Annotated in this window: 20 protein-coding genes; 6 read left to right on the forward strand and 14 right to left on the reverse strand. The window is 65.9% G+C overall.

Annotated features, from left to right (window positions below; all coding sequences use genetic code 11):
* Positions 1–96: 96 nt before the first annotated feature.
* Entirely contained in the window at positions 97–309 is a 213-nt protein-coding gene (gene rpsU, locus ACFQPB_RS04830; RefSeq protein ID WP_056273869.1) for a 30S ribosomal protein S21, read from the reverse strand.
* A gap of 191 nt (positions 310–500) precedes the next feature.
* Here rpsU and pap point away from each other — a divergent pair, with 191 nt between their 5' ends.
* Positions 501–2,000 carry a polyphosphate:AMP phosphotransferase gene (gene pap / locus ACFQPB_RS04835; protein ID WP_382220226.1) on the forward strand — a complete coding sequence of 500 codons (1,500 nt, stop codon included), beginning with the start codon at positions 501–503 and terminating at the stop codon, positions 1,998–2,000.
* 1 nt (position 2,001) lies between these two features.
* On the opposite strand, the gene ACFQPB_RS04840 is transcribed toward pap, so the two are convergent.
* From ACFQPB_RS04840 to nirB, 11 genes are all read right to left on the reverse strand, one after another.
* Positions 2,002–3,213, reverse strand: coding sequence for a BaiN/RdsA family NAD(P)/FAD-dependent oxidoreductase (locus ACFQPB_RS04840; protein WP_382220228.1), 1,212 nt, complete (start codon positions 3,211–3,213; stop codon positions 2,002–2,004).
* 27 nt (positions 3,214–3,240) lie between these two features.
* Positions 3,241–5,970: a diguanylate cyclase domain-containing protein gene (locus ACFQPB_RS04845; RefSeq protein WP_382220230.1), complete on the reverse strand. Its 2,730-nt coding sequence runs from the start codon at positions 5,968–5,970 to the stop codon at positions 3,241–3,243.
* A 16-nt stretch (positions 5,971–5,986) separates the two neighbouring features.
* Complete coding sequence (locus tag ACFQPB_RS04850; RefSeq protein ID WP_382204228.1) at positions 5,987–6,379, reverse strand: phosphonate transporter; 393 nt, start codon at positions 6,377–6,379, stop codon at positions 5,987–5,989.
* A 123-nt stretch (positions 6,380–6,502) separates the two neighbouring features.
* On the reverse strand, positions 6,503–7,123 hold the full coding sequence (locus ACFQPB_RS04855; RefSeq protein ID WP_382220232.1) for a type IV pili methyl-accepting chemotaxis transducer N-terminal domain-containing protein: 621 nt from the start codon (positions 7,121–7,123) through the stop codon (positions 6,503–6,505).
* Positions 7,124–7,194: 71 nt separating this feature from the next.
* Positions 7,195–7,515: a helix-turn-helix domain-containing protein gene (locus ACFQPB_RS04860; RefSeq protein WP_382204232.1), complete on the reverse strand. Its 321-nt coding sequence runs from the start codon at positions 7,513–7,515 to the stop codon at positions 7,195–7,197.
* Positions 7,505–7,786: a BrnT family toxin gene (locus ACFQPB_RS04865; protein WP_382204234.1), complete on the reverse strand. Its 282-nt coding sequence runs from the start codon at positions 7,784–7,786 to the stop codon at positions 7,505–7,507. The genes ACFQPB_RS04860 and ACFQPB_RS04865 overlap by 11 nt, the downstream gene beginning before the upstream one ends.
* A 68-nt stretch (positions 7,787–7,854) precedes the next feature.
* On the reverse strand, positions 7,855–8,637 hold the full coding sequence (cobA, locus tag ACFQPB_RS04870; protein WP_382220234.1) for a uroporphyrinogen-III C-methyltransferase: 783 nt from the start codon (positions 8,635–8,637) through the stop codon (positions 7,855–7,857).
* Positions 8,634–9,560: a DNA-binding protein YbiB gene (ybiB, locus tag ACFQPB_RS04875; protein WP_382220236.1), complete on the reverse strand. Its 927-nt coding sequence runs from the start codon at positions 9,558–9,560 to the stop codon at positions 8,634–8,636. Before ybiB ends, cobA begins: the two co-directional genes overlap by 4 nt.
* 36 nt (positions 9,561–9,596) lie before the next feature.
* Positions 9,597–12,443, reverse strand: coding sequence for a nitrate reductase (locus ACFQPB_RS04880; RefSeq protein ID WP_382220237.1), 2,847 nt, complete (start codon positions 12,441–12,443; stop codon positions 9,597–9,599).
* Positions 12,444–12,459: 16 nt separating this feature from the next.
* Complete coding sequence (gene nirD / locus ACFQPB_RS04885; protein ID WP_382204242.1) at positions 12,460–12,867, reverse strand: nitrite reductase small subunit NirD; 408 nt, start codon at positions 12,865–12,867, stop codon at positions 12,460–12,462.
* Positions 12,864–15,356 carry a nitrite reductase large subunit NirB gene (gene nirB, locus ACFQPB_RS04890; RefSeq protein WP_382220239.1) on the reverse strand — a complete coding sequence of 831 codons (2,493 nt, stop codon included), beginning with the start codon at positions 15,354–15,356 and terminating at the stop codon, positions 12,864–12,866. Before nirB ends, nirD begins: the two co-directional genes overlap by 4 nt.
* Before the next feature lie 417 nt (positions 15,357–15,773).
* Between nirB and ACFQPB_RS04895 the strand changes: the two genes are divergently transcribed.
* Positions 15,774–16,253 (forward strand): hypothetical protein, encoded by a 480-nt coding sequence (locus tag ACFQPB_RS04895; RefSeq protein ID WP_382220241.1) that lies wholly within the window; start codon positions 15,774–15,776, stop codon positions 16,251–16,253.
* A complete protein-coding gene (locus tag ACFQPB_RS04900; RefSeq protein WP_382220243.1) occupies positions 16,250–16,579 on the forward strand; it encodes a single-stranded DNA-binding protein in 330 nt (109 codons plus the stop codon). Before ACFQPB_RS04895 ends, ACFQPB_RS04900 begins: the two co-directional genes overlap by 4 nt.
* 5 nt (positions 16,580–16,584) lie before the next feature.
* Here ACFQPB_RS04900 and ACFQPB_RS04905 read toward each other — a convergent pair whose 3' ends face one another.
* Both ACFQPB_RS04905 and ACFQPB_RS04910 read right to left on the reverse strand, forming a co-directional pair.
* Complete coding sequence (locus ACFQPB_RS04905; RefSeq protein WP_382220244.1) at positions 16,585–17,637, reverse strand: YeiH family protein; 1,053 nt, start codon at positions 17,635–17,637, stop codon at positions 16,585–16,587.
* 62 nt (positions 17,638–17,699) lie between these two features.
* Positions 17,700–18,746: an AraC family transcriptional regulator gene (locus ACFQPB_RS04910; protein ID WP_382220246.1), complete on the reverse strand. Its 1,047-nt coding sequence runs from the start codon at positions 18,744–18,746 to the stop codon at positions 17,700–17,702.
* A gap of 119 nt (positions 18,747–18,865) precedes the next feature.
* Between ACFQPB_RS04910 and ACFQPB_RS04915 the strand changes: the two genes are divergently transcribed.
* The 3 genes from ACFQPB_RS04915 (at position 18,866) to ACFQPB_RS04925 (ending at position 21,904) form a co-directional block, all read left to right on the forward strand.
* Complete coding sequence (locus ACFQPB_RS04915) at positions 18,866–19,891, forward strand: quinone oxidoreductase family protein (protein ID WP_382220928.1); 1,026 nt, start codon at positions 18,866–18,868, stop codon at positions 19,889–19,891.
* 30 nt (positions 19,892–19,921) lie between these two features.
* A complete protein-coding gene (locus ACFQPB_RS04920) occupies positions 19,922–20,764 on the forward strand; it encodes a TauD/TfdA dioxygenase family protein (RefSeq protein ID WP_382220248.1) in 843 nt (280 codons plus the stop codon).
* 81 nt (positions 20,765–20,845) lie between these two features.
* Positions 20,846–21,904 carry a beta-keto acid cleavage family enzyme gene (locus tag ACFQPB_RS04925; protein ID WP_382220250.1) on the forward strand — a complete coding sequence of 353 codons (1,059 nt, stop codon included), beginning with the start codon at positions 20,846–20,848 and terminating at the stop codon, positions 21,902–21,904.
* Positions 21,905–21,912: the final 8 nt, after the last annotated feature.

Here is a 21,912-nt window from a genome sequence, read left to right on the forward strand (position 1 = left end):
GGTGTGGGGATAGGAAATCAGAAACAAAAAAGCCCGCCTGAGCGTCCTCCAGCGGGCTTGTTCGCAGGGCCACCTCAGCGGTGGCACCGGCGGTGCTCAGTACAACTTCTTGGGCAGCTGCATGGAGCGCACACGCTTGTAGTGGCGCTTGACGGCAGCAGCCTTCTTGCGCTTGCGCTCGGCGGTGGGCTTTTCGTAGAACTCGCGGGCACGCAGATCGGTCAGCAGGCCCAGTTTTTCGATGGTGCGCTTGAAGCGACGCAGTGCGACGTCAAACGGCTCGTTGTCTTTAACGCGGATGGTGGTCATTAGCTAATGGTTTCAAAATGGAGCACCGGGTAGATCAAGCCCTGTGCCGGGAGCATTTTCCCGAGGTGTTTCCCCGTCTGTGAAAAGTATTGGCCGACGGGGTTTGCCAGAAAAGCCCAGCATTATAGCGCGAGTGGCGCGCTTGTCACGCCCTGCTACAGTGCCCGTTCACCCACACCCGGAGGATGCCTGTGTTCGAATCGGCAGAAATTGGCCACCAGATCGACAAAGCCAGTTACAAGCGCGAGGAGCCTCAGCTGCGCGAGGCCCTGCTGGGTGCGCAGTACGAGCTGTTGCGCCAGGCCCGCGCAGCGGTGGTGGTGCTCGTCAATGGTGTGCCGGGTGCCGGCAAAGGCGAGACGGTCAACCTGTTCAACGAGTGGATGGACCCGCGCCACATCCGCACCGAGGCCTTTGGCCCGGCCGGCAGCGATGGGCGCCCTGACATGTGGCGTTTTTGGCAGGTGCTGCCGCCCAAGGGGCACATTGGCATCTTGTTTGGGTCTTGGTACACCGACCCACTGACCGATCATGTCGTCGGGCATGACAAACACGACCGTTTTCTTCACCGGTTGGAGCGCATACGGCAGTTCGAGCAGATGCTGGTGTCCGAAGGGGTGGTGTTGCTCAAGCTGTGGTTCCACCTGTCCAAAAAGGCCGCCAAGGCGCGCTTCAAGCTGCTCGAATCCGATCCCAAGACCGCCTGGCGCGTGACCACCCAGGAGTGGAACCACCTCAAGCAACACGACCAGTGGGTGGTGGCCAGCGAAGAAGCCTTGCGCAAGACCAGCACCGGCGACGCGCCCTGGCGTGTGATCGAAGGCGCTGACCCCGCCTACCGTTCGTTGACGGCGGGGCGGCTGCTGTTGGATGCTCTCAACGCCAGTATCAAGGCCAGTCTCAAGGCCAAGTCGGCCGTGCCGGAGCGGGTGACCACGGCCACACCGGCGGCCTTGTCCGCCCCCGCACTGGACGGGCTGAGCCTGCTGGCCGCACAAGTCTACGGCCGCCATCTGTCCCGCAAACGGTATGAAGACCAGCTGGAGCTGCTGCAAGGCCGCCTCAATGGCCTGAGCCGCCGCCTCGAGACGCAGCAGCGCTCATTGGTGCTGGTGTTCGAGGGCATGGACGCCGCAGGCAAAGGCAGCACCTTGCGCCGCGTCACCCAGTCCCTGGACGCCCGGCACTACCGCGTGGTGCCGGTGGCCGCGCCGAACGAGAACGAACGTGCCCAGCCGTACCTGTGGCGTTTCTGGCGCTACATCCCGCACCAGGGCCACATGACGCTGTTTGACCGCTCCTGGTACGGCCGTGTGCTGGTCGAGCGGGTCGAGGGCTTTTGCACCGAGGCCGCCTGGATGCGCGCCTACGGTGAAATCAACGAGTTCGAGGAACAGCTCAGCGAGGCCGGTGCCGTGGTGGTCAAATTCTGGCTGGCCATCACGCCCGAGGAGCAGTTGCGCCGTTTCGAGGAACGCAAAAACACCGCCCACAAACAGTACAAGATCACCGAGGACGACTGGCGCAACCGCGCCAAGTGGCCGCTGTACGCCCAGGCCGTGGGCGACATGATCGACCGCACCTCGACCCGCACCGCGCCCTGGCACGTGATCGCGTCCGACGACAAGCTGTGGTCACGCATCGAGGTGCTGCGCACCTTGTGCGAGCGGCTGGAGGCCGCGCTGAACTGATTCAGCCGCGTGCGGCGAGCGCCTGCGCACAGGCAAACGCGCTGGCCCACGCCCACTGGAAGTTGTAGCCGCCCAGCCAGCCCGTCACGTCCACCACCTCGCCGATGAAGTACAGCCCGGGCTGCTGGGATTCCATGGTCTGTGACGACAAGGCTTTGGTGTCCACGCCGCCGGCCATCACCTCGGCCTTGCGGTAGCCCTCGGTGCCGGTGGGTGTGAGCTGCCAGCGCTGCAGGCCTTCGGCCAGCCGGGCCAGGGCCTTGTCGGGCACCTCATTCGTGGGGCGTTGCAGCAGCGGGTCTTGTGCGGCCCAGGTGTCGGCCAGGCGGCTGGGCAGCAAGGTGGCCAGCTCGTTGGTCAGCAGGCGCCGGCTGGACAACTTGCGTTCGGTCAGGGTCTGCAGCAGGTTCACACCGGGCAGCAGGTCCAGGCGCAAAGGCTGGCCTTCGCGCCAGTAGCTCGAAATCTGCAGCACCGCCGGGCCCGACAGGCCCCGGTGGGTGAACAACAGGTCTTCGTCGAAAGCGCCTTTGGCTTTTTTCTCGCCGGTTTCGATGTGCACGGGCAAGGCCAGGCCGGCCAGTTCGGCGAACGGGGTCCAAGCGCGTTCGTCGAAGGTCAGGGGCACCAGGGCGGGCCGGGTGGGCACCACGGGCAACTCAAACTGCCGGGCGACGCGCAGGCCCCAGTCGGTGGCGCCGATTTTGGGAATGGGCAGACCGCCGGTGGCCACCACCAGGGCCGGTGTGCGCACGCTGCCTTGGCCCGTCTCCAGGGTGTAGCCATCCGCGCCATGGGCCACCGCCTTCACCGCGCAGGGCTGCCAGCGGGTCACGCCGCCGGTCTCGCATTCGCGCAGCAACACCTTGATCAGGTCTTCGGCCGAACGGTCACAAAAGAGCTGGCCCTTGTGTTTTTCGTGGAAGGGCACGCCGTGCCGCTGCAGCAGGGCGGTGAAGTCGGTGGGGGTGTAGCGCGACAGCGCCGAGCGGCAGAAGTGCGGGTTCTCGCCCAGGTAGTGTTTCTGCGGCGCGCGGGGATCGAGGTCGCGGTTGGTGAAGTTGGCGCGGCCACCACCGGAGATGCGGATTTTTTCGGCCACTTTGTCCGCGTGGTCGATCAGCAAGACCCGCTGCCCCAACTGCCCGGCCACACCGGCACAGAACAGGCCGGCCGCGCCGGCACCCACGATCACCACGTCGAAATCAAGCATGCGGGCAGTGTAGCCAGCGCGGCGGTGTCAGGTTGGGGGCGTTGGCGGCACAAACACGTCGCGGCCACGGCCACTGTCCTTGGCGCGGTACAGACCCCGGTCGGCACGCTGCCACAGGGTGTCGGCGGTGTCGTTGGCGTCGGCCTGGGCGATGCCGGTGGAGAAGCCAATGTGCACGCCTGGGGGCAGGTGGGGCAGGGTGTCGGCGGCGAACAGCGAGCGCAACTCGTTGACCACGCGCAGCGCGCCTTCATGGCCGGTGTCGGTGAGCACCAGCAGGAATTCTTCGCCGCCGATGCGACCCACCGCGTCGCGCTGGCGCACCGACTGCGCCAGCCGCTGCGAGAAGCCCACCAGCACCTGATCGCCCACCGCGTGGCCGTGCTGGTCGTTGATGGCCTTGAATTCGTCCAGGTCGATCAGCACCACCGTCAAGGGCCGGTTGGAAGTTTGTGCCAGTGCCAGCAGGGACTGCAGGCGCTCGAACACGAAGCGCCGGTTGGGCAGTTCGGTCAGCGGGTCGGTGATGGCTGCCAGCATGGCGGCGTCGCGAGCGCGGCGCAGGTCGGCTTCGGTCGATTTGAGGCTGGTCACGTCGGTGGACACACACAGCTGCCAGCCATCGGGCCGGGTTTCTTCGGTCACGCGCAGCCAGCGCCCATCGGCGATGTCGGACTCGAAGCGGCGCAGCGGCTGCTGTCGGTAGCGCTTGCGCACGTCGGTCAGCCAGCCATCGATGTCCGCCGTGTCGATCAGAAGGCCCTTGCGGCTGCGGTAGGCCTCGCGCATCACCTCTTCCCACGTGGGTGTGCCCTCCGGTCGATCCCAGTACAGGCTGCGGTAAGACTGGTTGGCGTACGCCAGCCGCTCTTGGGGGTCGAAAACCGCCACCGCCAGTTGCGAGTGGTCCAGCAATTCCTGCAGGCGGGTGCAGGCGAACGGGCTGGGCAGCCCGCTGGCTGGGGGCGCAGCCGGCATGGGCGCGGCGGGCGCGGTGGGGCGGGCCTGTTGCCGCAGCCAGTCGGTGGCTTGTGCCTCCGTCAGTGGCCGGCCGTACAGGTAGCCCTGCCCCTTGTCGCATTGCAAGGCCTGCAGCAACTGGGCCTGGCCCGGCGTTTCCACACCCTCGGCCACCGTTCGCATGCCCAGGGTGCGGGCCACGCGCACGGTGGCCTGCACCAGCACGCGGTGGTATTCGCTGGATTCGAGCTGGCTCACGCAGGACCGATCGATCTTGACCACGTCCACCGGCAACTGGTGCAGGCTGGCCAGCGAGGAGTAGCCTGTGCCGAAGTCGTCCAGCGCCAGCGTGAGGCCCAGGCCTTTGAGCTCGCGCAGGCGCGCTTGCACGCTTTCGTCCTGGGCCGCGAGGCTTTCGGTCACTTCCAGCTGCAGGCAGGCCGGCGGCATGCCCGTGCTGCGCAAGACCTCGGCCACCTCGTCCGGCAGGGTGGGGTTGCTCAGTTGCGCGCGTGAGAGGTTGACCGACATCAGCCCCGGCGCCTGGTGGCCCAAGGTCTGGCGCCATTGGACAAAACAGGTGCAGGCGGCACGCAGCACAAAGGCCGACACCGGGCCGATCAGGCCACTTTCCTCCGCGATGGGAATGAAGTCCGCCGGCGACACCAGTCCGCGCACCGGGTGGTTCCAGCGCACCAGGGCTTCCATGCCGGCGGCTTCCATCGAACCCAGCCGCACAATCGGTTGGTACACCACGTACAACTGGCCGGCCTGCACCGCCTGGCGCAAGTCATCTTCCACCACGCCACGCCACCAGGCGCGTTCGCGCATCTCTGCGGTGAAGACCTTGTGCCGCGCACCACCGGCCAGTTTGGCCTCGCGCATGGCGAGGCTGGCTTCCTGCAGCACCGCGTCGCCGTTGGGTTGTTGGCCGTGGCCCAGGGTCACGCCCACGCTGACCGAGGCGAACACCGGCTCGTTGCCGATGCGGTAGGGTTTGCCCAGCACCTCCACGACGCGCGCCGCCAGGCCGCTGGCGTCGGCGGGGTGGCGCAGGTCTTCCATCACCACCACAAACTCGTCGCCGCTCAGGCGCACCGGTGTGTGTTTGCCGTCACCGGTGCGGGCCACGGCGTCGCCCAGGCGCACCATGCCCATCAGGCGGGCGGCCATCTGGCGCAGCAACTCGTCGCCGCCGGCCTGGCCCATGGTGACGTTGATGCGGTTGAACCGGTCGCCATTGACGAAGAGCACCGCAAACGCCGCCCCATCGGGCAGGCGGGCGGCGTGCAACGCGGCCTCGATGCGCTCCAGCGCCACCGAGCGGTTGGGCAGCGAGGTCAGGGTGTCGATCCGTGCCGCATCGCGAAGGCGGTCCTCCAGGCGGCGCTGTTCGGCCTGCTCCAGCAGCGAAACGTCGCTGAGGCTGGCCATCAGCTTGTCGGCCGCCAGCCGCACCAGACGCAACTCCAGCGTGGTGGCGCTGGGCTGTGCGCGCGTCGCGTGTCCGTTGGTGTGCCCGTTGGGCAAGGGCAGGTGGACGCGCAAGGCCTCGCAAACCGGGCCGGGGGCGCCGCCGTTGTCGCTCAGCATGGTGCGCAGCTGCGGCGCCACCGGGTCCAGCACGTCCAGCAAATTGCCCAACTGGCCGCCAGGCGCCAGTGGCATCAACAGCTGCGCGGCCATCGGGTTGATCAGGGTGATGTCACCCTCGGCATCGGTCTGCACCAGCCCCACCGGGGACTGGTAGAGAAACTGCAGCAGCGCCTCCAGCTCGTTATCGACGCCGTCTTGCATAGGCACCCTCGTCGCGTCAGGTGGATCGGTCCACCAGCACAAAACGCTGGGCCAGACCGGGTTGATAAAGCAGGCGCAGCCGCACCTTGACGGGGCGCATGCGCAGGGTCAACACGTAGGCGAGGGTGTCGTCCAGCGCGAGCTGCTCAGCCACGGCGTCTTCAAAACGCTGGGCCACCATGAAGTTGTTCATGCACGGCGCCACCACGGTGAACAGCGGCTGGCCCACCACCCGCTCGCGCGAGAGCCCAGCGGCCTCGGATTCAAACCGGTTGTAGCGCCGCACCAGCCCCAGGCTGTCCATGCCGATCACGCCGAAGTCCAGCGTGTCAAGCTCGGCGTCGGTGGCTGTGTGCAGGGCCGTGACGAGGCCCGGTTCGGAGAAGTTCAGAGCGGCGGTCGGACTCATGGCGGGTGCGTGGGTGGTCGGTGGCGCTGGCTCTGTGCAAAGCGCAAAAGTGAAAAATCATTATAGGAACGGCCGCTGCCGTGTGCACCTCGTGGGTGCAATGTCCTCCAACCCCGCCCGACCTCAGCGTGTGGCCAGGGCCATGCCTTTGCGAGCGAGGGTATCCACCTCGGTGCTGATGGTGGACAGGGTGGAGGCCACCACCGCGAACTCGCGGCCTACGCTGCCCGCACGTGCGGCGATCACCTGGGCGTTGAAGGACACCACCTTGGCCTCGCGCGCGACGGACTGGATATCGCCCACGATGCCACGCAGCTCCTTCATCAGCGAAGCCTCTTTGCGGGTGCTGATCTGGTCGAAGGCGGTGGTGGCGGTGTTGAGCGCGGTCAGCACCTCGTCGATGTGGTCCACCAGCCAGGCCAAGGCGCGGGCCTGCAGCGGGCCCGGCGCCAGGGCGTCTTTGGCTTGCGTGATGAAGCTGTCGATGAGCCGCTGCACGCCGCCTGGGCCTTGGTAAACCGCCTGCAGCGCGGCGGCGTCCGTCGCAGGCAGCCGGCTCACGGTGCCCAGCAACTGCGCCTGACTGTCCGCAAACAGCTTGAGTGTGGCCTGAGCCGCCTGTTCCATGCCGTCGCGGCCCTGTGCCGCCAGAAGGATTTGCAGCGCCAGGCGCTGCGACAACATGCGCTGGCGAGCAGCGAGGTTGACCAGGGAGATGTCGTTGGTGGCGGGCAGGTGGGTCATGGTGCGAGGAGGTCAGGCTGTGTGCCTCACACCTGCAAGTGCCGTGCCTGAAATGGCCAGAAAGGCTCGCATCAATGCAGGGCGGCCAGAGCGGCTTCGGGGGCTTTGTCCAGCACTTTGAGCAATGCGTGGGCCGCCCCTGTGGGGCTGCGTTTGCCCTGTTCCCAGTTGCGTATGGTTTCGGGCGACACACCGATGCGGCGGGCGAATTCGGCCTGGCTGAAACCAAGGCGCCGCCGCACGCGGCGGGCGAATTTGGCGGCGTCCTGTTGGGCCAGCGCTTCATCCTGAGCGGCCTGTCTGGCGAGGTCAACCTCGCTGGTGGCATCCAGCCTGGACAGGTCCACACGTCCGCTGCTCGCACCCGTGTGCGTGGCGGGTTCAATCTTCACGCGTACCGTTTTCATACTGCTTGACCTCTCGTGTGTTGGCTTTGCGGGCCGAGATGATTCGGGTGGCCTGAGGACGCGATGTGTACACCAGCACAAAAACCCGGGTGTCGATGCGGCCGAGCAAACGGAAGCGGTCTTCTCCGTAGCTGCGTCGCAGATCGGGGCTGATCAAGCGGTCCGGATCGAAGAAGGCTTGTGCGGCATACGCAAAGTCAAAACCCCGCTCCACAAAACAGGCGTCGCTTTTGGCCCCATCCCATTCGAAATCCATGGCGAAGTGTAGGCCATTGGCCTATAGACGACAAGGCCAATGTGGGCAGAAGTGCTTCGTGCGCGTGTTCAGGCGGCTTGCCGTGCCTGTTGTGCGGTTTTGTGCGAGGCGGCGGCAACACCCTTGATCACATCGCCCACCACCATCACCGCCGGGCTGCCCATGCCTTGCTCGCGCACGGTGTGTGCCAGATCGCCCAGCGTGCAGAAGGCTTCGCGCTGATGCGGCAGGCTGGCGTGTTGCACGATGGCCACCGGGGTGCTGGTGGGCAGGCCGGCCAGCAGGCCGCTGGCGATGTGTTCCACACCGCTCACGCCCATGTAGATCACCAGCGTGAGCTTGGCGTCCTTCGCGGTGGTGGCCAGGGCGGCCCAGTCGGTGCCGTCGTCACCAGGTTTGGCATGGCCGGTGACGAAGACGACGCCGTGGGCGTGGTCGCGGTGGGTCAGGGGCACGTTCAGCGAGGTGACGGCGGCCAGGCCCGCCGTGATGCCGTTGATCACTTGCACCGCGATGCCTTCGCGCTGCAGGCTTTCCACTTCTTCGCCGCCTCGGCCGAAGATGAAGGGGTCGCCGCCCTTGAGGCGCACCACGGCCTCGCCCTCGCGCGCGGCCATGACCATGAGTTTTTCGATGAAGGCCTGCGGCGTGCTTTTGCAGCCGCCACGTTTGCCCACATGCACGATGCGGGCGCTGGGGCTGGCGTGTTCCAGCACGGCCGGGTTGACCAGGTCGTCCACCAGCAGCACGGTGGCCCGTTGTATGGCTTTGACGGCCTTGAGGGTGAGCAGCTCGGGGTCGCCGGGGCCGGCGCCGACCAGGGTCACGGTGGGGGCGAAAGGGGTGGTCATGGCGTGGCCTTGGCGGGTTGAAGTTGGGCGTGAATTTGGGTGTGAATTTGCAAGATGTGTTCCACCTGTGCGGCCAGCGGCGCGGGCACGGGCAGGTCGCCATCCAGCACGGCGCGGGTGTAGCGGGCGGTGGCCTCGGCGTCGGGTGCGGGCAGGTCGGGGAGTTGCTGCAGCGAGCCGGCCTGGAGGTCCTGAAGGCGCTGGCGTCGGCCGGCCACAAAGCCGTCCATCTGCGGCGCGCGGCGCGGGTCGGCCACCGGTTCGCCCTCGGTGCCGCGCAGCAGCAGGGCATCGGCGTGGACGAGTTCGAAGGTCTGTGCCATCGACACCGCGTATTCGGGGTGGGTGTAGCTGCCCACCACCAGGGCGCGGCCCACGCAGGGGTTCATGAGCTTGACCAGGCTGTGGGCCGGGTTGCGCAGGCCGACCACGCGGCGCACGTCCAGCAGGCGCTTCAAACCGGGGCACAGTGTGTCGGTGGGGGCCAGGCTCACCTGGCCCGCTGCCACAGCGGCGCCAGGCGCGATGCCCAACAGGCCCAGCACCGTGGGCGCGTGCACACGCACCGAATCGGTGGCCGCACTGTGCACCAGCACGGGCAGGCCGCCCTGTGCCAGGAGCAGGGCCAGCAAGGGGGTGAGCACGGGCAGCTTGCGCGCGCCGTTGTAGCTGGGCAGCACCACGGGCACAAGGTCGGCCGAGCCCTGCAGCGTGCTGCGGGCGCGGGTGGCATCCAGGAAACCGGCCATCTCTTCGGGGGTTTCGCCCTTGATGCGCATGGCCAGGCAGAAGGCGCCCACCTCCAGATCGGTCACGGTGCCGTCCAGCACCTGGCCGAACAGGTCGGTCGCTTGTTCGCGCGACAACGCCCGGGCGCCGTCCTTGCCGCGCCCGATCTCCTTGATGTAGTGGCTGATCCCCATGGTGCGCGATTGTCCCGCAGTGCAAATGACTTTGGCTTATATGGCGGCTGCGATGGTGGCTGTCGCCACAGGCGGCGTGGCCCGCACCAGGCGGCGCAGTTCGGGCATGCAGGAGCCACAGTTGGTGCCACATTTCAGCGCGCTTTGCAGGCTGCTCAGGCGCTGCTCTTCGTTGCCCGCGCTGCCTTGCAGTTGGGTGGTGATGGCGGGTTCGTTCACGTTGAAGCAGGTGCAGACCTGGCGACCCTTGGACACCACGGCCACCGGTGCCTTGGCGCCCGGCATCAGCAGCAGGCGGCCGTAGCCGCCGGCGGGCAACTCTTCTTGCAGCACCGGCCGTATCCAGGCTTCGGCGCGGCTGTCGCCGGCCAGCACAAAACCCTGCACCGTGGTGGACTCGCCATTGCGCACCAGGCGCACGTTACGGCGTTGGCCCAGGCGGCGGTCGTGATAGCGCAGGGTGTCGGGTGTGGCCAGGCCCAGCAGTTGCTCGATCTGCTCGATCAGCGCGGTGTCGGGTGCGTCGTGTGCGGCGGCACGCAGCAGCACGCCGGTGCGTTCCCTTCCAAAGGGCACGCAGGACGCGAACTCGAACGACGGCATGAGTCGGCGCAGTTCGGTCAAGGTGCTGAGCGCTTGGTCATCCGGCAGCCAGGCCATGGCCAGCAGCGTCCAGGACAACTCGGCCTTGAGCACCTTGACCGCCGCGTGCTTGAGTTCGGGCTGCTTGGAGCTGGGGCAGTAGGCCGAGGTGGTGAGCGCGTTGACGCCGGCCAGGGGCTCGCCCACGCTGCTGCGACCGCTCAGGTACTCGGGCCCCCAGTGCATGGCGATGAAGGCCTGCGACAGGCCCAGGCCGGTGTCGCTCTGGGCTGGCAGCACGATGGAGCCGCGCTTGCTGGTCACATGCACCAGGTCGCCCTCTTTCAGGCCCCGGCGTTCCATGTCTTGCGGGTGCAGTTGCACCGTGGGTTCGGCCACGTGGCCGAAGAGTCGGCCCAGGGTGCCGGTGCGGGTCATGCCGTGCCACTGGTCGCGCAGGCGGCCGGTGGTGAGCGAAAAGGGGAAGTGCGATTCGCGTGGCTCGGCCAGTGGGCGGTGGGGCAGGGCGGCGAAGCGGGCGCGGCCATCGGCGGTGGGGAAAACGCCGTTTTCGTACAGGCGCACGGCACCCCGGGCAGCGCCCTCGGGTTGTGGCCATTGCTGCGGCTGCGCTTCCAGTTGGGCGTAGCTCATGCCGGTGATGTCCAGGTCGCGCCCGCGTGTGCTGTCGCGGTGCTCCAGCCAGACGCTCTCGGGCGTGGGGTAGTCGAACAGGCTGGGCTGGCCGGGGCGCAGGCGGGATTCGAGCCGCTGGGCCACGTCCACCGCGATGCGCCAGTCGTGCCGCGCCTCGCCGGCCGCCGGCAAGGCGGCGCGCACGCGGCTGATGCGGCGCTCGCTGTTGGTGACCGTGCCTTCCTTTTCGCCCCAGGTGGTGGCGGGCAGCAGCAGGTCGGCGAAGTCGCAGGTGGCGGCGGTGGCGAAGGCCTCTTGCACGATGACAAATTCGGCGCGCTGCAGAGCCCGGCGCACGATGGCCTGGTCGGGCATCGATTGCGCCGGGTTGGTGCAGGCAATCCACAGGGCCTTGATCTCGCCATCGGCGGCGGCCTGGAACATCTCCACCGCCGTTTTGCCGGGTTTTTCGGGCACATCGGGCACGCCCCACAGCGCTGCCACCTCGGCACGGTGCGCGGGGTTGGCCAGGTCGCGGTGGGCGCTCAGCAGGTTGGCGAGGCCACCCACTTCGCGGCCGCCCATGGCGTTGGGCTGGCCCGTCAGGCTGAAGGGGCCGGCGCCGGGCTTACCGATCTGGCCGGTGGCCAGGTGCAGGTTGATGAGGGTGGCGTTCTTGGCCGTGCCGCTGCTGCTCTGGTTCAAGCCCTGGCAGTAGAGGCTGAGCGTGGCCGGCGAGGTCGCAAACCACTTCGCCGCCGTGAACAAATCCTCTTTCCGCAGCCCGCAGGTCTGTGCCACCGACTCGGGCGTGTATTCCCGCACCAGGGCCTTGAGTTCGTCGAAGCCGCTGGTGTGGGCCGCGATGTAGGCGGGGTCGGTCCAGCCTTCCCACAACATGATGTGCAGCAGGCCGTGGAACAGCGCCACGTCGCTGCCGGGCAGCAGGGGCAGGAAGAGGTCGGCCAGTTCGGCGGTGTCGGTGCGGCGCGGGTCGGCCACGATGACCTTCATGGCCGGGTTGGCGCGTTTGGCTTCCTCGACACGGCGGAACAGGATGGGGTGGGCGTAGGCCGCGTTGCTGCCGACGATGAACAGGCACTGGGCGTGGTTGACGTCGTCGTAGCAGGCGGGGGGCGCGTCGGCGCCCAGGGTGAGCTTGTAGCCGGCCACCGCGCTGCTCATGCACAGGCGCGAGTTGGTGTCCACGTTGTTGGTGCCCAGCAGGCCCTTGGCCAGCTTGTTGAAGACGTAGTAGTCCTCGGTCAGCAACTGGCCGCTGAGGTACAGGCCCACGGCGTCGGGGCCATGGGCCTGCACGATGCCGGCGATGCGCTCGCTGGCCAGGTCCAGTGCTGCGTCCCAGCTGATGGCCACAGGCGCCTGGCCACGCTGCAGCCGCTGCATGGGCTGCAGCAGCCGGGTTTGTCGCGTCACCTGCGGCGTGGCCGTGAGGTGCAGCGTGCTGCCCTTGGTGCAAAGTTTGCCGAAGTTGGCCGGGTGATCGGGGTCGCCGCGCACACCGGTGATCTGTGCGCCATCGGAGGCGATGATCACACCACAGCCAACGCCGCAGTAAGGACAGGTGGAGCGGGTTTCCGACTTGGGTCCCTCTCCCTCTGGGAGAGGGTAGGGGTGAGGGCTGTTGACGGAGCGGGTGTGCACGGCGCCTGCCCTCACCCTAGCCCTCTCCCAGGGGGAGAGGGGACAAAACACGGCGGGTTGGTCCGGCGATGGGACGGGTCAGATCGGTAGCGTGTGACGCCAACTGCGTGGCATCCAGGAACACCTGACCATCCTTCACCTTGACCACGAACTTGGGCGTGCAGCCTTCGTCGGGCGCGGCGGCCTGGCCGGTGCACAGGCCAATGGTCCAGTTGTGCAGCGGGCAGGCCACGCTGGTGCCGAAGACGATGCCCTGGCTCAGCGGGCCACCCTTGTGCGGGCAGCGGTCGAGCAGGGCGAAGACCTCGTCCTGGTCGTTGCGGAAAATGGCCACGTCCAGGCCGGCGTCGCGCGCCACACGGCGCGAGCCCAGCACCGGGATGTCCTCGACACGGCAGATGGGGGTCCAGTTGGCTTCGCTCATGCGGCGCTCCCTTCGGCTTGTGCCGTGAAGACGGGTTTGATCGGAATGAATTGCCGGGTGTCCACCGCGGCTTCCTGGAGGTCGAACCACGGGTCGGGTTCGCCGTCGAGCGCGAACTGCAACTGCTCCCACAGCGCCTTGCGGCCCTCGGCGTCTTCCAGGATCTTTTTCTTTACGTAATCGAGGCCCACGCGGTTGATGTAGTGCACCGTGCGCTCCAGGTACCAGCCTTCCAGGCGGTAGAGCTGCATGAAGGCGCCGGTGTACTCCATCACTTCCTCGGCGGTCTTGAGCTTGGCGAAGAAGTGCGCCACCTCGGTTTTGATGCCGCCGTTGCCGCCCACGTACATCTCCCAGCCGCTATCCACGCCGATGATGCCCACGTCCTTGATGCCGGCCTCGGCGCAGTTGCGCGGGCAGCCCGAGACGGCGAACTTCACCTTGTGTGGCGCGTACATGCGCCACATGGCCTTCTCCAGGTCCTTGCCCATCTGTGTGCTGTCTTGTGTGCCCATGCGGCACCACTCGCTGCCCACGCAGGTCTTCACCGTGCGCAGGGCCTTGGCGTAGGCGTGGCCGCTGGGCATGCCGATGTCTTTCCAGACGTTGACCAGGTCTTCCTTCTTCACGCCCAGCAGGTCGATGCGCTGACCGCCGGTGACCTTGACGGTGGGGATCTGGTACTTGTCCACCGCGTCGGCAATGCGGCGCAGTTCGTCGGCCGTGGTCTCGCCGCCCCACATGCGCGGGATGACCGAGTAGGTGCCATCTTTCTGGATGTTGGCGTGCGAGCGCTCGTTGATGAAGCGGCTTTGCGGATCGTCCTTGGCTTCTTTGGGCCAGGTGCTGATGAGGTAGTAGTTGACGGCCGGGCGGCAGCTGGGGCAGCCGTTGGGCGTCTTCCAGCCCAGGTGGGCAAACACCTGCGCAGACGTCAGCAGCTTTTCTCCGTCGGGCAGGGGCTTGGCAATGGCTTCGCGCACCGCTGCGTGGCCGTGGTCGGTGCAGCCGCACATGGCCTTGAGCTTGGGCGTGGCCGAGTAATCGCCGCCGGCGGTGAACATCAGGATCTGCTCGACCAGGCCGGTGCAGGAGCCACACGAGGCGCTGGCCTTGGTGTGCTTGCGCACCTCTTCCAGCGTGAACAGGCCCTTGTCCTTGATGGCCTTGCAGATGGCGCCCTTCTTGACGCCGTTGCAGCCGCAGACCTCGGCCTCGTCGGGCATGCTGGCGGCTTTGTTGTGGCCTTCGTGGCCCACGTCGCCGATGTTGGACTCGCCGAACATCAGCTTGTCGCGGATGTCGGCCACGCTGCGGCCCTCGCGCAGCAGCTTGAAGTACCACGAGCCGTCCACCGTGTCGCCGTACAGGCAGGCGCCCACCAGCTTGTCGCCCTGGATCACCAGCTTTTTGTAGACACCGCCAAAGGGGTCGCTCATCACGATCTCTTCCGCGCCATCACCGCCCATGAAGTTGCCGGCCGAGAACAGGTCGATGCCGGTGACCTTGAGTTTGGTCGAGGTGAGCGAGCCGGTGTAGCGGCCGATGCCGAACTCGGCCAGGTGTGTGGCCAGCACCTTGCCTTGCTCGAACAGCGGCGCCACCAGGCCGTAGGCAATGCCCCGGTGCGCCGCGCACTCGCCCACGGCGTAGATGCGCGGGTCGGTCACGGTTTGCAGGGTGTCGCTGACCACAATGCCGCGGTTGACGTGCAGGCGCATCGTCTCGGCCAACTCGGTGTTGGGACGTATGCCCACGGCCATCACCACCAGGTCGGCCGGCACCTCGCTGCCGTCCTTGAACTTCACCGACGTGACCCGACCATCGTCACCGCCCACCAGCTCCTGCGTGTTGGCGCCGATCAGGAACGTCATACCCCGCTCTTCCAGCGACTTCTGCAGCAGCTTGCCCGCCACGTCGTCGAGTTGGCGCTCCATCAGCCAGGGCGAGACGTGCACCACGCTCACGCTCATGCCGCGTTTCATCAGGCCGTTGGCCGCTTCCAGGCCCAGCAGGCCGCCGCCGATGACCACCGCGTGCTTGTACTGCGCGGCGGCATCGATCATGGCCTGGGTGTCGGCGATGTCGCGGTAGGCCAGCACGCCCTTCAGGTCTTTGCCGGGGATGGGCAGGATGAACGGGTTGGAGCCGGTGGCCATGATCAAGCGGTCGTATTCGGCCGACACCTTCTCGCCGGCTGCGTTCACCGCGTGCACCACGCGCTTGACCCGGTCCACCTCGGTCACCTTGGTGCCCGCGTGCAGCGTGACGCCGTTGTCGCTGTACCAGGACCAGTCGTTGAGGACAATTTCCTCCAGCGTCTGCTCGCCAGCGAGCACCGGCGACAGCAGGATGCGGTTGTAGTTGGGGTGGGGCTCGGCGCCGAAAACCGTGATGTCGTAGAGGTCGGGAGCGATCTTGATCAGCTCCTCCAGCGTGCGCACGCCGGCCATGCCGTTGCCCACCATCACCAGTTTGGATTTCTTCATCGCGGCTGCTCCTGATTGTGTTTCGCCTGGAAACGAAAGAAGTCGTGGCGCACAGGCGGAAGGGCACACGCAGCGGCGCGGACCGGTCACCTGGCGGCAAAAAATGGGGTGCAACAGTGCGGCCCAAAAGCCATCCAAGACCCGCCTGCGGTCGGGTCACGTTCACCAGCGCATGCACGGCGTTGTGCACACATGCCCCGCTGTTGCGGTCGGGGCGCGACGCGTCGTCACGTCTGCCAGAGGTTATGCAAGACGTGTGCCACGTGGTCGGCGTGTGCGGCAGCCGTTGGCGTCACCCGCTGGCGGCACTTGCTTCCGCCTTTCACGGTCATGCCGCTGCCCAGGGTTGTGCGTGTTGCACCAAGTTGGGCAGGTGCTGCGCGGTTGCTTAGCCAAGCCCCCAGTTACCATCGCCGCATGAGCGAAAACACCCAAGCACCCATCCGCGAAGACCGCGTGTGGAGCGATGAACACTGGACCGCCCGTGTCATCAAGAACGAAGACGATGATGGCTGGGCGGTGGCCATGTACCTAGATGGCGAAGCCGAGCCGGCCCTGGTGGGGCCATGGACCATGGGACGTGACAAGAAGAACCCCAAGCCGCTGGACACCGCTGCGTTCAACACGCTGGTGAAGACGGCCAAGGAGTTCATCCGCCGCTCTGAGCAGCAACGCCATGCGGCGCTGAACAAAAACGTCACTGTGGATGTCGATGGTCGTCGCATTCGGGTCGAACTGTGCATCGTGCCCGACGAGGAGGGCGCCACCGCGACGCTGCGGGCGGTGGATGCGCTGGACGACGAGCTGGCTTGTGTTCCGGTGGCACCCACGTTCAAGCTGAACGTGGACACGGCGCAAGCCTGGGTGCTCGCCGGTTTTGAGCGGCCACGCGGATGATCGAAGCGCTCATTTCCGGCCACCTCATGGGCGATGCCTCGCGGCGCATCGACAAGGCGGGTCGCGAATTCATTGTGGCCCGTGTGCTGGCGCGCAACCGCGCCGACGAAGAGTTCATCGTCAATGTGATCGCTTTTGACGAAGCGCCGTGTGCCGCGCTGCTGGCGCTGGCCGACGGCGACGCGCTGAGCCTGGCCGGCGCGCTCACGCCCAAGGTGTGGACCGACAAACAGGGCAACACCCGACCCAGCCTGGACCTGGTGGCGGCCCGGGTGGTGGGTGCGCGCTCGGACAACCCCACCATGTCTGACGCGCAGGGCCATTGACGGACTCACACCACCATCCAACGCATCAGCACCCAAAACAGCACGGCCAGGAATGTGGTTTCCATCACCACCAGCGCCGCGGGTTTCCAGCCCACGCTCAGGATCTCCTTGATGTGGGTCTTCATGCCGATGGCGGCCATCGCGCCCACCAGAAAGGCTCGCGACAACTCGTTGCCGCCGGCCACCGCCCAGCGGGGCAGGGTGTCCAGGCTGTTCACCACCACCAGCAGCACGAACACCACGGCAAAACCCGGCAGCAGGGGTGGGCGCGATGGCGGGGCCTGGCCACTGGCCGTGGCGGCGTCGTGTGACTGTGCATGGAGGCGGTGGGTCATCCAGGCCGCGAACACCAGGACGGGCACCAGCATCGCCACACGCATCAGCTTGACCACGGTGGCGGCGTCCCCCGTGGCGGGCCCCATGCTGTAGCCTGCTCCCACCACCTGGGCCACATCGTGGATGGTGCCTCCCAGGAACATGCCGGCGTGCACCGCGTCCAGCCCCAGCAGTCGTGCCAGCACCGGGTACAACACCATGGCCACGGTGGACAGGGTGCTCACGCTGATGACGGTGAACAGCGTGGCCTTGTCTCGCTGCGGGTGGTGGGGGAAGGTCGCCGCAATGGCCATCGCAGCCGAAGCGCCACAAATGCCCACCGCGCCGCCGGACAACAAGCCAAAAAAGGGTTTGAAACCCATCAGCTTGGCCATGACAATGCCAAAGGTGATGGTGGCCGCTACCGCCAGCACCACCATCACCACCGGCTGCCAGCCCATGGCCTGCACCTGCACCGCGGTGATCTTGAGCCCCAGCAAGGCAACGCCCCAGCGCAAGACCTGTTTGGCGGTGAACTCGATGCCCGCCACGCAGCGTCTGTCTTGCGATAGGAAGTTGACCGCCATGCCCAGCAGCAAGGCGAACAGCATCACCGGCGCGCCGTAGTGGCTGGCGAGAAACATCGCCGCGATGGCCACGACGGTGGCCACCATCACCCCTGGCCACAGAACCTTGAGACGCGTTGCCCAGTCTTGCACGGTCGCTCCACATGTTTCCAGCATGGGGCGCGATTATTGGGAGAAGCGGTTCAGTGGTCTTGACTTTTCACGACAAATATTTGACTTCAGATGCCACCGGAAAGGTTTGCCCGGTCTTGTCCGCGTGGCTTGCGCGACGGCGCGTGTTGAAACTGCACGGTGAACCAGCGCGTGAAGGAACTCAGGTTCGAATAGCCCAGCAACTCGGCCACACGCCCCATGGAGTAGCTGGTGTTGTCGATGTAACGTTGCGCCAGTTCGCGGCGGACTTCGTTCAGGATGGCGGTGAAGCTCACACCGGCCGCGTCGAGCTGGCGTTGCAAGGTCCGTTCGTTCATGCCAAAACCCGAGGCCACCTGCTCCAGGCTGGCGCGTCCCATGGGCAACAACAAATAGACCGAGCGCCGAACGTCTTGCACGATGGAGCGCGCCCCCGGCTTGGGCATGGCGTCCATGAAGGACTGCGCGTAGCTGGCCATGGCCGCATCGGCCTGCACATTGGGTTTGTCCAGGTCGGCGCTTTGACAGACCAGGCCGTTGAACTCGCTCTCGAACTGCAGCGCGCACTTGAAAAGGCGCTTGTAAATCTGAACGTCCTTGGGGGCCACGCGGGTGAAGTGCGCCGACTGCGGACGCCATTGTGGGCCCAGGATGGCGCGGAACAACACCATCAGCACGCCCACGGCCATGTCGCTGGACTGGCAGGCGTTGCCGGGGTAGTCGGTCACGATTTCCTCGCGGATGATGGTCTGCTTGCCGCTGTCTTCGATGTACAAACCCAGGGCTTCGTTGAGCACGTGGCGGTACTGCGAAATGGTTTGCAGCGCGGCCCGCATGGACGGCTGCTGCACCAGCAACAGGCTGATGGGACCAAAGTCCGCCAGCGATCGGGCCTCGGCCATCATCAGACCCACGGTGTCGCAGCCGCTGGCCTGAGCCGTCAGGTCCAGCAAGGCCACGGTGCTGTCCATCGGAATCATGTTCGTTGGCACCGAAAGCATCTGCCGTGTCAGTCCCACCTTGCGCAGCAAGGGCTGGGGGTTCAAACCCAATTTGGTCGCCACCTCGTCGAAATGCGACAGGACTGCCGCTCGCTTGAGTGAGGTGCTTCGTTGTACGGGTTGGTTGCGCATGACGCCACTTCTGTTTCGGTTTCACAGGGGCCAGACGGGGCGAAGCCGGCGGGCAGGGGTCGTCAAATGATAAGCGAATGTCGTCGAATGGCAAGCTGGAACAGAGGTTGCGGAACTAAATTCTCAGCGTCCGATTTCCACTTTCCAACCCCCGAGGAGGCCATGTGGCCCAAGTCATCCAGTTCGATCGCATCGGTGAACCCGAAGTTCTGTACAGCACCTCCGTTGAAGTGGGACGGCCCGGCCCCGGCCAGGTGCGGCTGCGCCATGTGGCTGTGGGCCTGAACTACGCCGACACCTATTTTCGCAACGGCACCTATCCCGTGCCCCTGCCCAGTGGCATGGGGGTGGAGGCCGCTGGCATTGTGGAAGACGTGGGTGAAGGCGTGACCTCCGTCGCCGTGGGTGACCGGGTGACATACACCGGCTTCACCAACACACTGGGTGCCTACAGCACTGAGCGCCTGATCGACGCCGCACCCCTGATCAAGCTGCCCGAGGGGATTGCGCTGGAAACCGCAGCGGCCATGACGATGCGGGGCCTGACGTCGGCCTATTTGCTGCGCCGCATCTATCCGTTCAAAGCGGGGGACACCCTGCTGCTGCACGCGGCGGCAGGTGGCGTGGGGCTGATCGTGGCCCAGTGGGCCAAGCTGCTGGGCCTGACCGTGATAGGCACCGTGTCCACCGAGGAAAAGGCGGCAGTGGCCCTGGCCCATGGTTGCACCCACACCATCAACTACAGCGTGGAAGATGTGGCCCAACGTGTGCGTGAACTCACCCATGGCGTGGGGGTGAGCGTGGTGTTCGACAGCGTGGGTAAAACCACCTTCGAGGCATCGCTCGATTCGCTCAAGCGGCGTGGCCTGATGGTGTGTGTGGGCACGGCCAGTGGCCCGGTGCCGCCTTTCAACCCGCACATCCTGGCGCGCAAAGGGTCGCTTTTTCTGACCCGTCCGGCCTTGGCCGACTACATCGCCGATCCAGTGGAAAAAGCCGAACTGGCTGCAGAGATTTTTGGCCACGTCGCGGCCGGCCGCATCCGGATAGAGATCAACCAGCGGTATGCCCTGGAAGACGCCGTTCAGGCCCACCGCGATCTGGAAGCTCGCAAAACCACCGGCTCGTCCATCTTCGTCATCTGACAACGCAGTTCGAATCCTAAGGAGACCACCATGCACATCCGTCAACTGACCCCCGCCATTGGTGCCGAGATCAGCGGTGTCAACCTCGGTGATGCCAGCCGCGACCCCGACCTGTTTGCACAGCTCAAGGCCGCCTTGCTCAAACACCGCGTGATATTTCTGCGCGACCAGGACATCACCCGCGCCGAACACGTGGCGTTTGCGCGCCGTTTCGGCGATCTGGAAGACCACCCCGTCGCCGGCAGCGACCCCGAGCACCCCGGCCTGGTGCAGATCTACCGCAATGACAAGCGGGAGAACTACGAGAACAACTACCACTCCGATGGCCTGTGGCGCCAGAACCCGGCCATGGGCTGTGTGCTGCGCTGCATCGAATGCCCGCCCATTGGCGGCGACACCATCTGGGTCAACATGGTGGAGGCCTACAACAACCTGCCCGACGATATCAAGCACAAGATCGACGGGCTGCGTGCGCGCAGCAGCATTGAACATTCGTTTGGCGCTGTGATGAGCCCCGAGGCGCGCCGCAAGCTGGCCGCAGACAACCCACCCGCCGAACACCCGGTGGTGCGCACCCACCCAGAAACCGGTGAAAAGGTGTTGAACGTGTGCAGCTTCACTACTCACTTTGTCAACTTCCACACGCCCGAGAACGTGCGCTTTGGGCTGGACAAGTCGCCCGGCGCCAGTCAGTTGCTCAATCTGCTGTTGAGCCAGGCGACCATCCCTGAATACCAGGTGCGCTTCAACTGGCGGCCCAATAGTGTGGCCATCTGGGACAACCGCAGCACCCAGCACTATGCAGTGATGGACTACTGGCCGGCACCACGAAAGATGGAACGGGCCGCCATCGTGGGTGACGTGCCGTACTGACAAAGGTTTGGCGTTGGGCGCTCAGCGTTCAGCGCCTCGTGCCCTTCACGCGCAACTCTCAACGCTTAACGCATAACAATCATGAATTTCCTCGACGGACACCTTTTCCCTGAAAACCAGCAGCCCTTGATCATCACGGCCGCTCCCTACGCCCCGGGCTGGCTGCCCTCGGACTTCCCAGAGGACATCCCGGTCACGATGGCGGCACAGATCCAGAAGGCGGTCGATTGCTACAACGCAGGCGCCACCGTGCTGCATCTGCATGTGCGTGAACTCGATGGCAAGGGCAGCAAGCGCTTGTCCATGTTCAACGAACTGGTGGCCGGTGTGCGCAAGGCGGTGCCGGAGATGATCATCCAGGTGGGCGGCTCCATTTCCTTCGCCCCTGAAAGCGATGGCGAGGCGGCCAAATGGCTGTCGGACGACACGCGCCACATGCTGGCCGAACTCGATCCCAAGCCCGATCAGGTCACGGTGACGGTGAACACATCGCAGATGAACGTGACCGACCACATGGAAGACGGCGACGTCATCGGCACATCGCGCGAGAACCCCAAGCTGTTCGACACCTACAAAGACATGGTCGTGCCCGCGTCCCCTCTGTGGGTGGAGGAGCACGTGCGCCGACTCTCGGCGGCAGGGATTCAAAGCGCGTTCCAGTGCTACAACACCAACAGCTTCGAATCGGTGGAGCGGCTGATCCGGCGCGGCTTCTACAAAGGCCCGCTGGTGATGAACTGGGTGGCCATCGGAGGTGGCATGGACACCCCCAACGTGTACAGCCTGGGCAACTTCATGCGTGGCGTGCCCGACGGCGCGGTGGTGACGGTGGAGAGCAATGTGCGCAACGTGCTGCCGGTCAACATGATGGGCATTGCCATGGGCCTGCACGTGCGCTGTGGCACCGAGGACGTGTTGTGGAACCAGCGCCGCACCGCCAAACAAAGCACGGTCAAACAGATCGAGCAACTGGTGCGCATTTCGGAAGAGTTTGGCCGCGACATCGCCACCGCCCAGCAAGCGCGCGACATCTGCAGGATCGGCGTGTTTTACGACAGCGCCGACCAAGCCCTGGCCGCCAACGGCTTTGCCCCCAACCGCAACGGCGGTAACCAGGGTTTTCTGCACAAGTCGCGCTGAACAGCCGC

Origin of the sequence: Hydrogenophaga atypica, assembly GCF_042665215.1 — a bacterium.
In the GTDB taxonomy this organism is placed as follows: domain Bacteria; phylum Pseudomonadota; class Gammaproteobacteria; order Burkholderiales; family Burkholderiaceae_C; genus Hydrogenophaga; species Hydrogenophaga defluvii_A.

Bases quoted from the DNA above. Each gene is read 5' to 3' on its own strand.
- ACFQPB_RS04850 (WP_382204228.1), bottom strand. From the start codon at position 6,379: ATGAGTCCGACCGCCGCTCTGAACTTCTCCGAACCGGGCCTCGTCACG.
- rpsU (WP_056273869.1), bottom strand. From the start codon at position 309: ATGACCACCATCCGCGTTAAAGACAACGAGCCGTTTGACGTCGCACTG.
- ACFQPB_RS04900 (WP_382220243.1), top strand. From the start codon at position 16,250: ATGATCGAAGCGCTCATTTCCGGCCACCTCATGGGCGATGCCTCGCGG.
- ACFQPB_RS04925 (WP_382220250.1), top strand. From the start codon at position 20,846: ATGAATTTCCTCGACGGACACCTTTTCCCTGAAAACCAGCAGCCCTTG.
- ACFQPB_RS04905 (WP_382220244.1), bottom strand. From the start codon at position 17,637: ATGCTGGAAACATGTGGAGCGACCGTGCAAGACTGGGCAACGCGTCTC.
- ybiB (WP_382220236.1), bottom strand. From the start codon at position 9,560: ATGGGGATCAGCCACTACATCAAGGAGATCGGGCGCGGCAAGGACGGC.
- ACFQPB_RS04920 (WP_382220248.1), top strand. From the start codon at position 19,922: ATGCACATCCGTCAACTGACCCCCGCCATTGGTGCCGAGATCAGCGGT.
- ACFQPB_RS04845 (WP_382220230.1), bottom strand. From the start codon at position 5,970: ATGCAAGACGGCGTCGATAACGAGCTGGAGGCGCTGCTGCAGTTTCTC.
- cobA (WP_382220234.1), bottom strand. From the start codon at position 8,637: ATGACCACCCCTTTCGCCCCCACCGTGACCCTGGTCGGCGCCGGCCCC.
- nirD (WP_382204242.1), bottom strand. From the start codon at position 12,867: ATGAGCGAAGCCAACTGGACCCCCATCTGCCGTGTCGAGGACATCCCG.
- ACFQPB_RS04840 (WP_382220228.1), bottom strand. From the start codon at position 3,213: ATGCTTGATTTCGACGTGGTGATCGTGGGTGCCGGCGCGGCCGGCCTG.
- ACFQPB_RS04895 (WP_382220241.1), top strand. From the start codon at position 15,774: ATGAGCGAAAACACCCAAGCACCCATCCGCGAAGACCGCGTGTGGAGC.
- ACFQPB_RS04865 (WP_382204234.1), bottom strand. From the start codon at position 7,786: ATGGATTTCGAATGGGATGGGGCCAAAAGCGACGCCTGTTTTGTGGAG.
- ACFQPB_RS04855 (WP_382220232.1), bottom strand. From the start codon at position 7,123: ATGACCCACCTGCCCGCCACCAACGACATCTCCCTGGTCAACCTCGCT.
- ACFQPB_RS04910 (WP_382220246.1), bottom strand. From the start codon at position 18,746: ATGCGCAACCAACCCGTACAACGAAGCACCTCACTCAAGCGAGCGGCA.
- nirB (WP_382220239.1), bottom strand. From the start codon at position 15,356: ATGAAGAAATCCAAACTGGTGATGGTGGGCAACGGCATGGCCGGCGTG.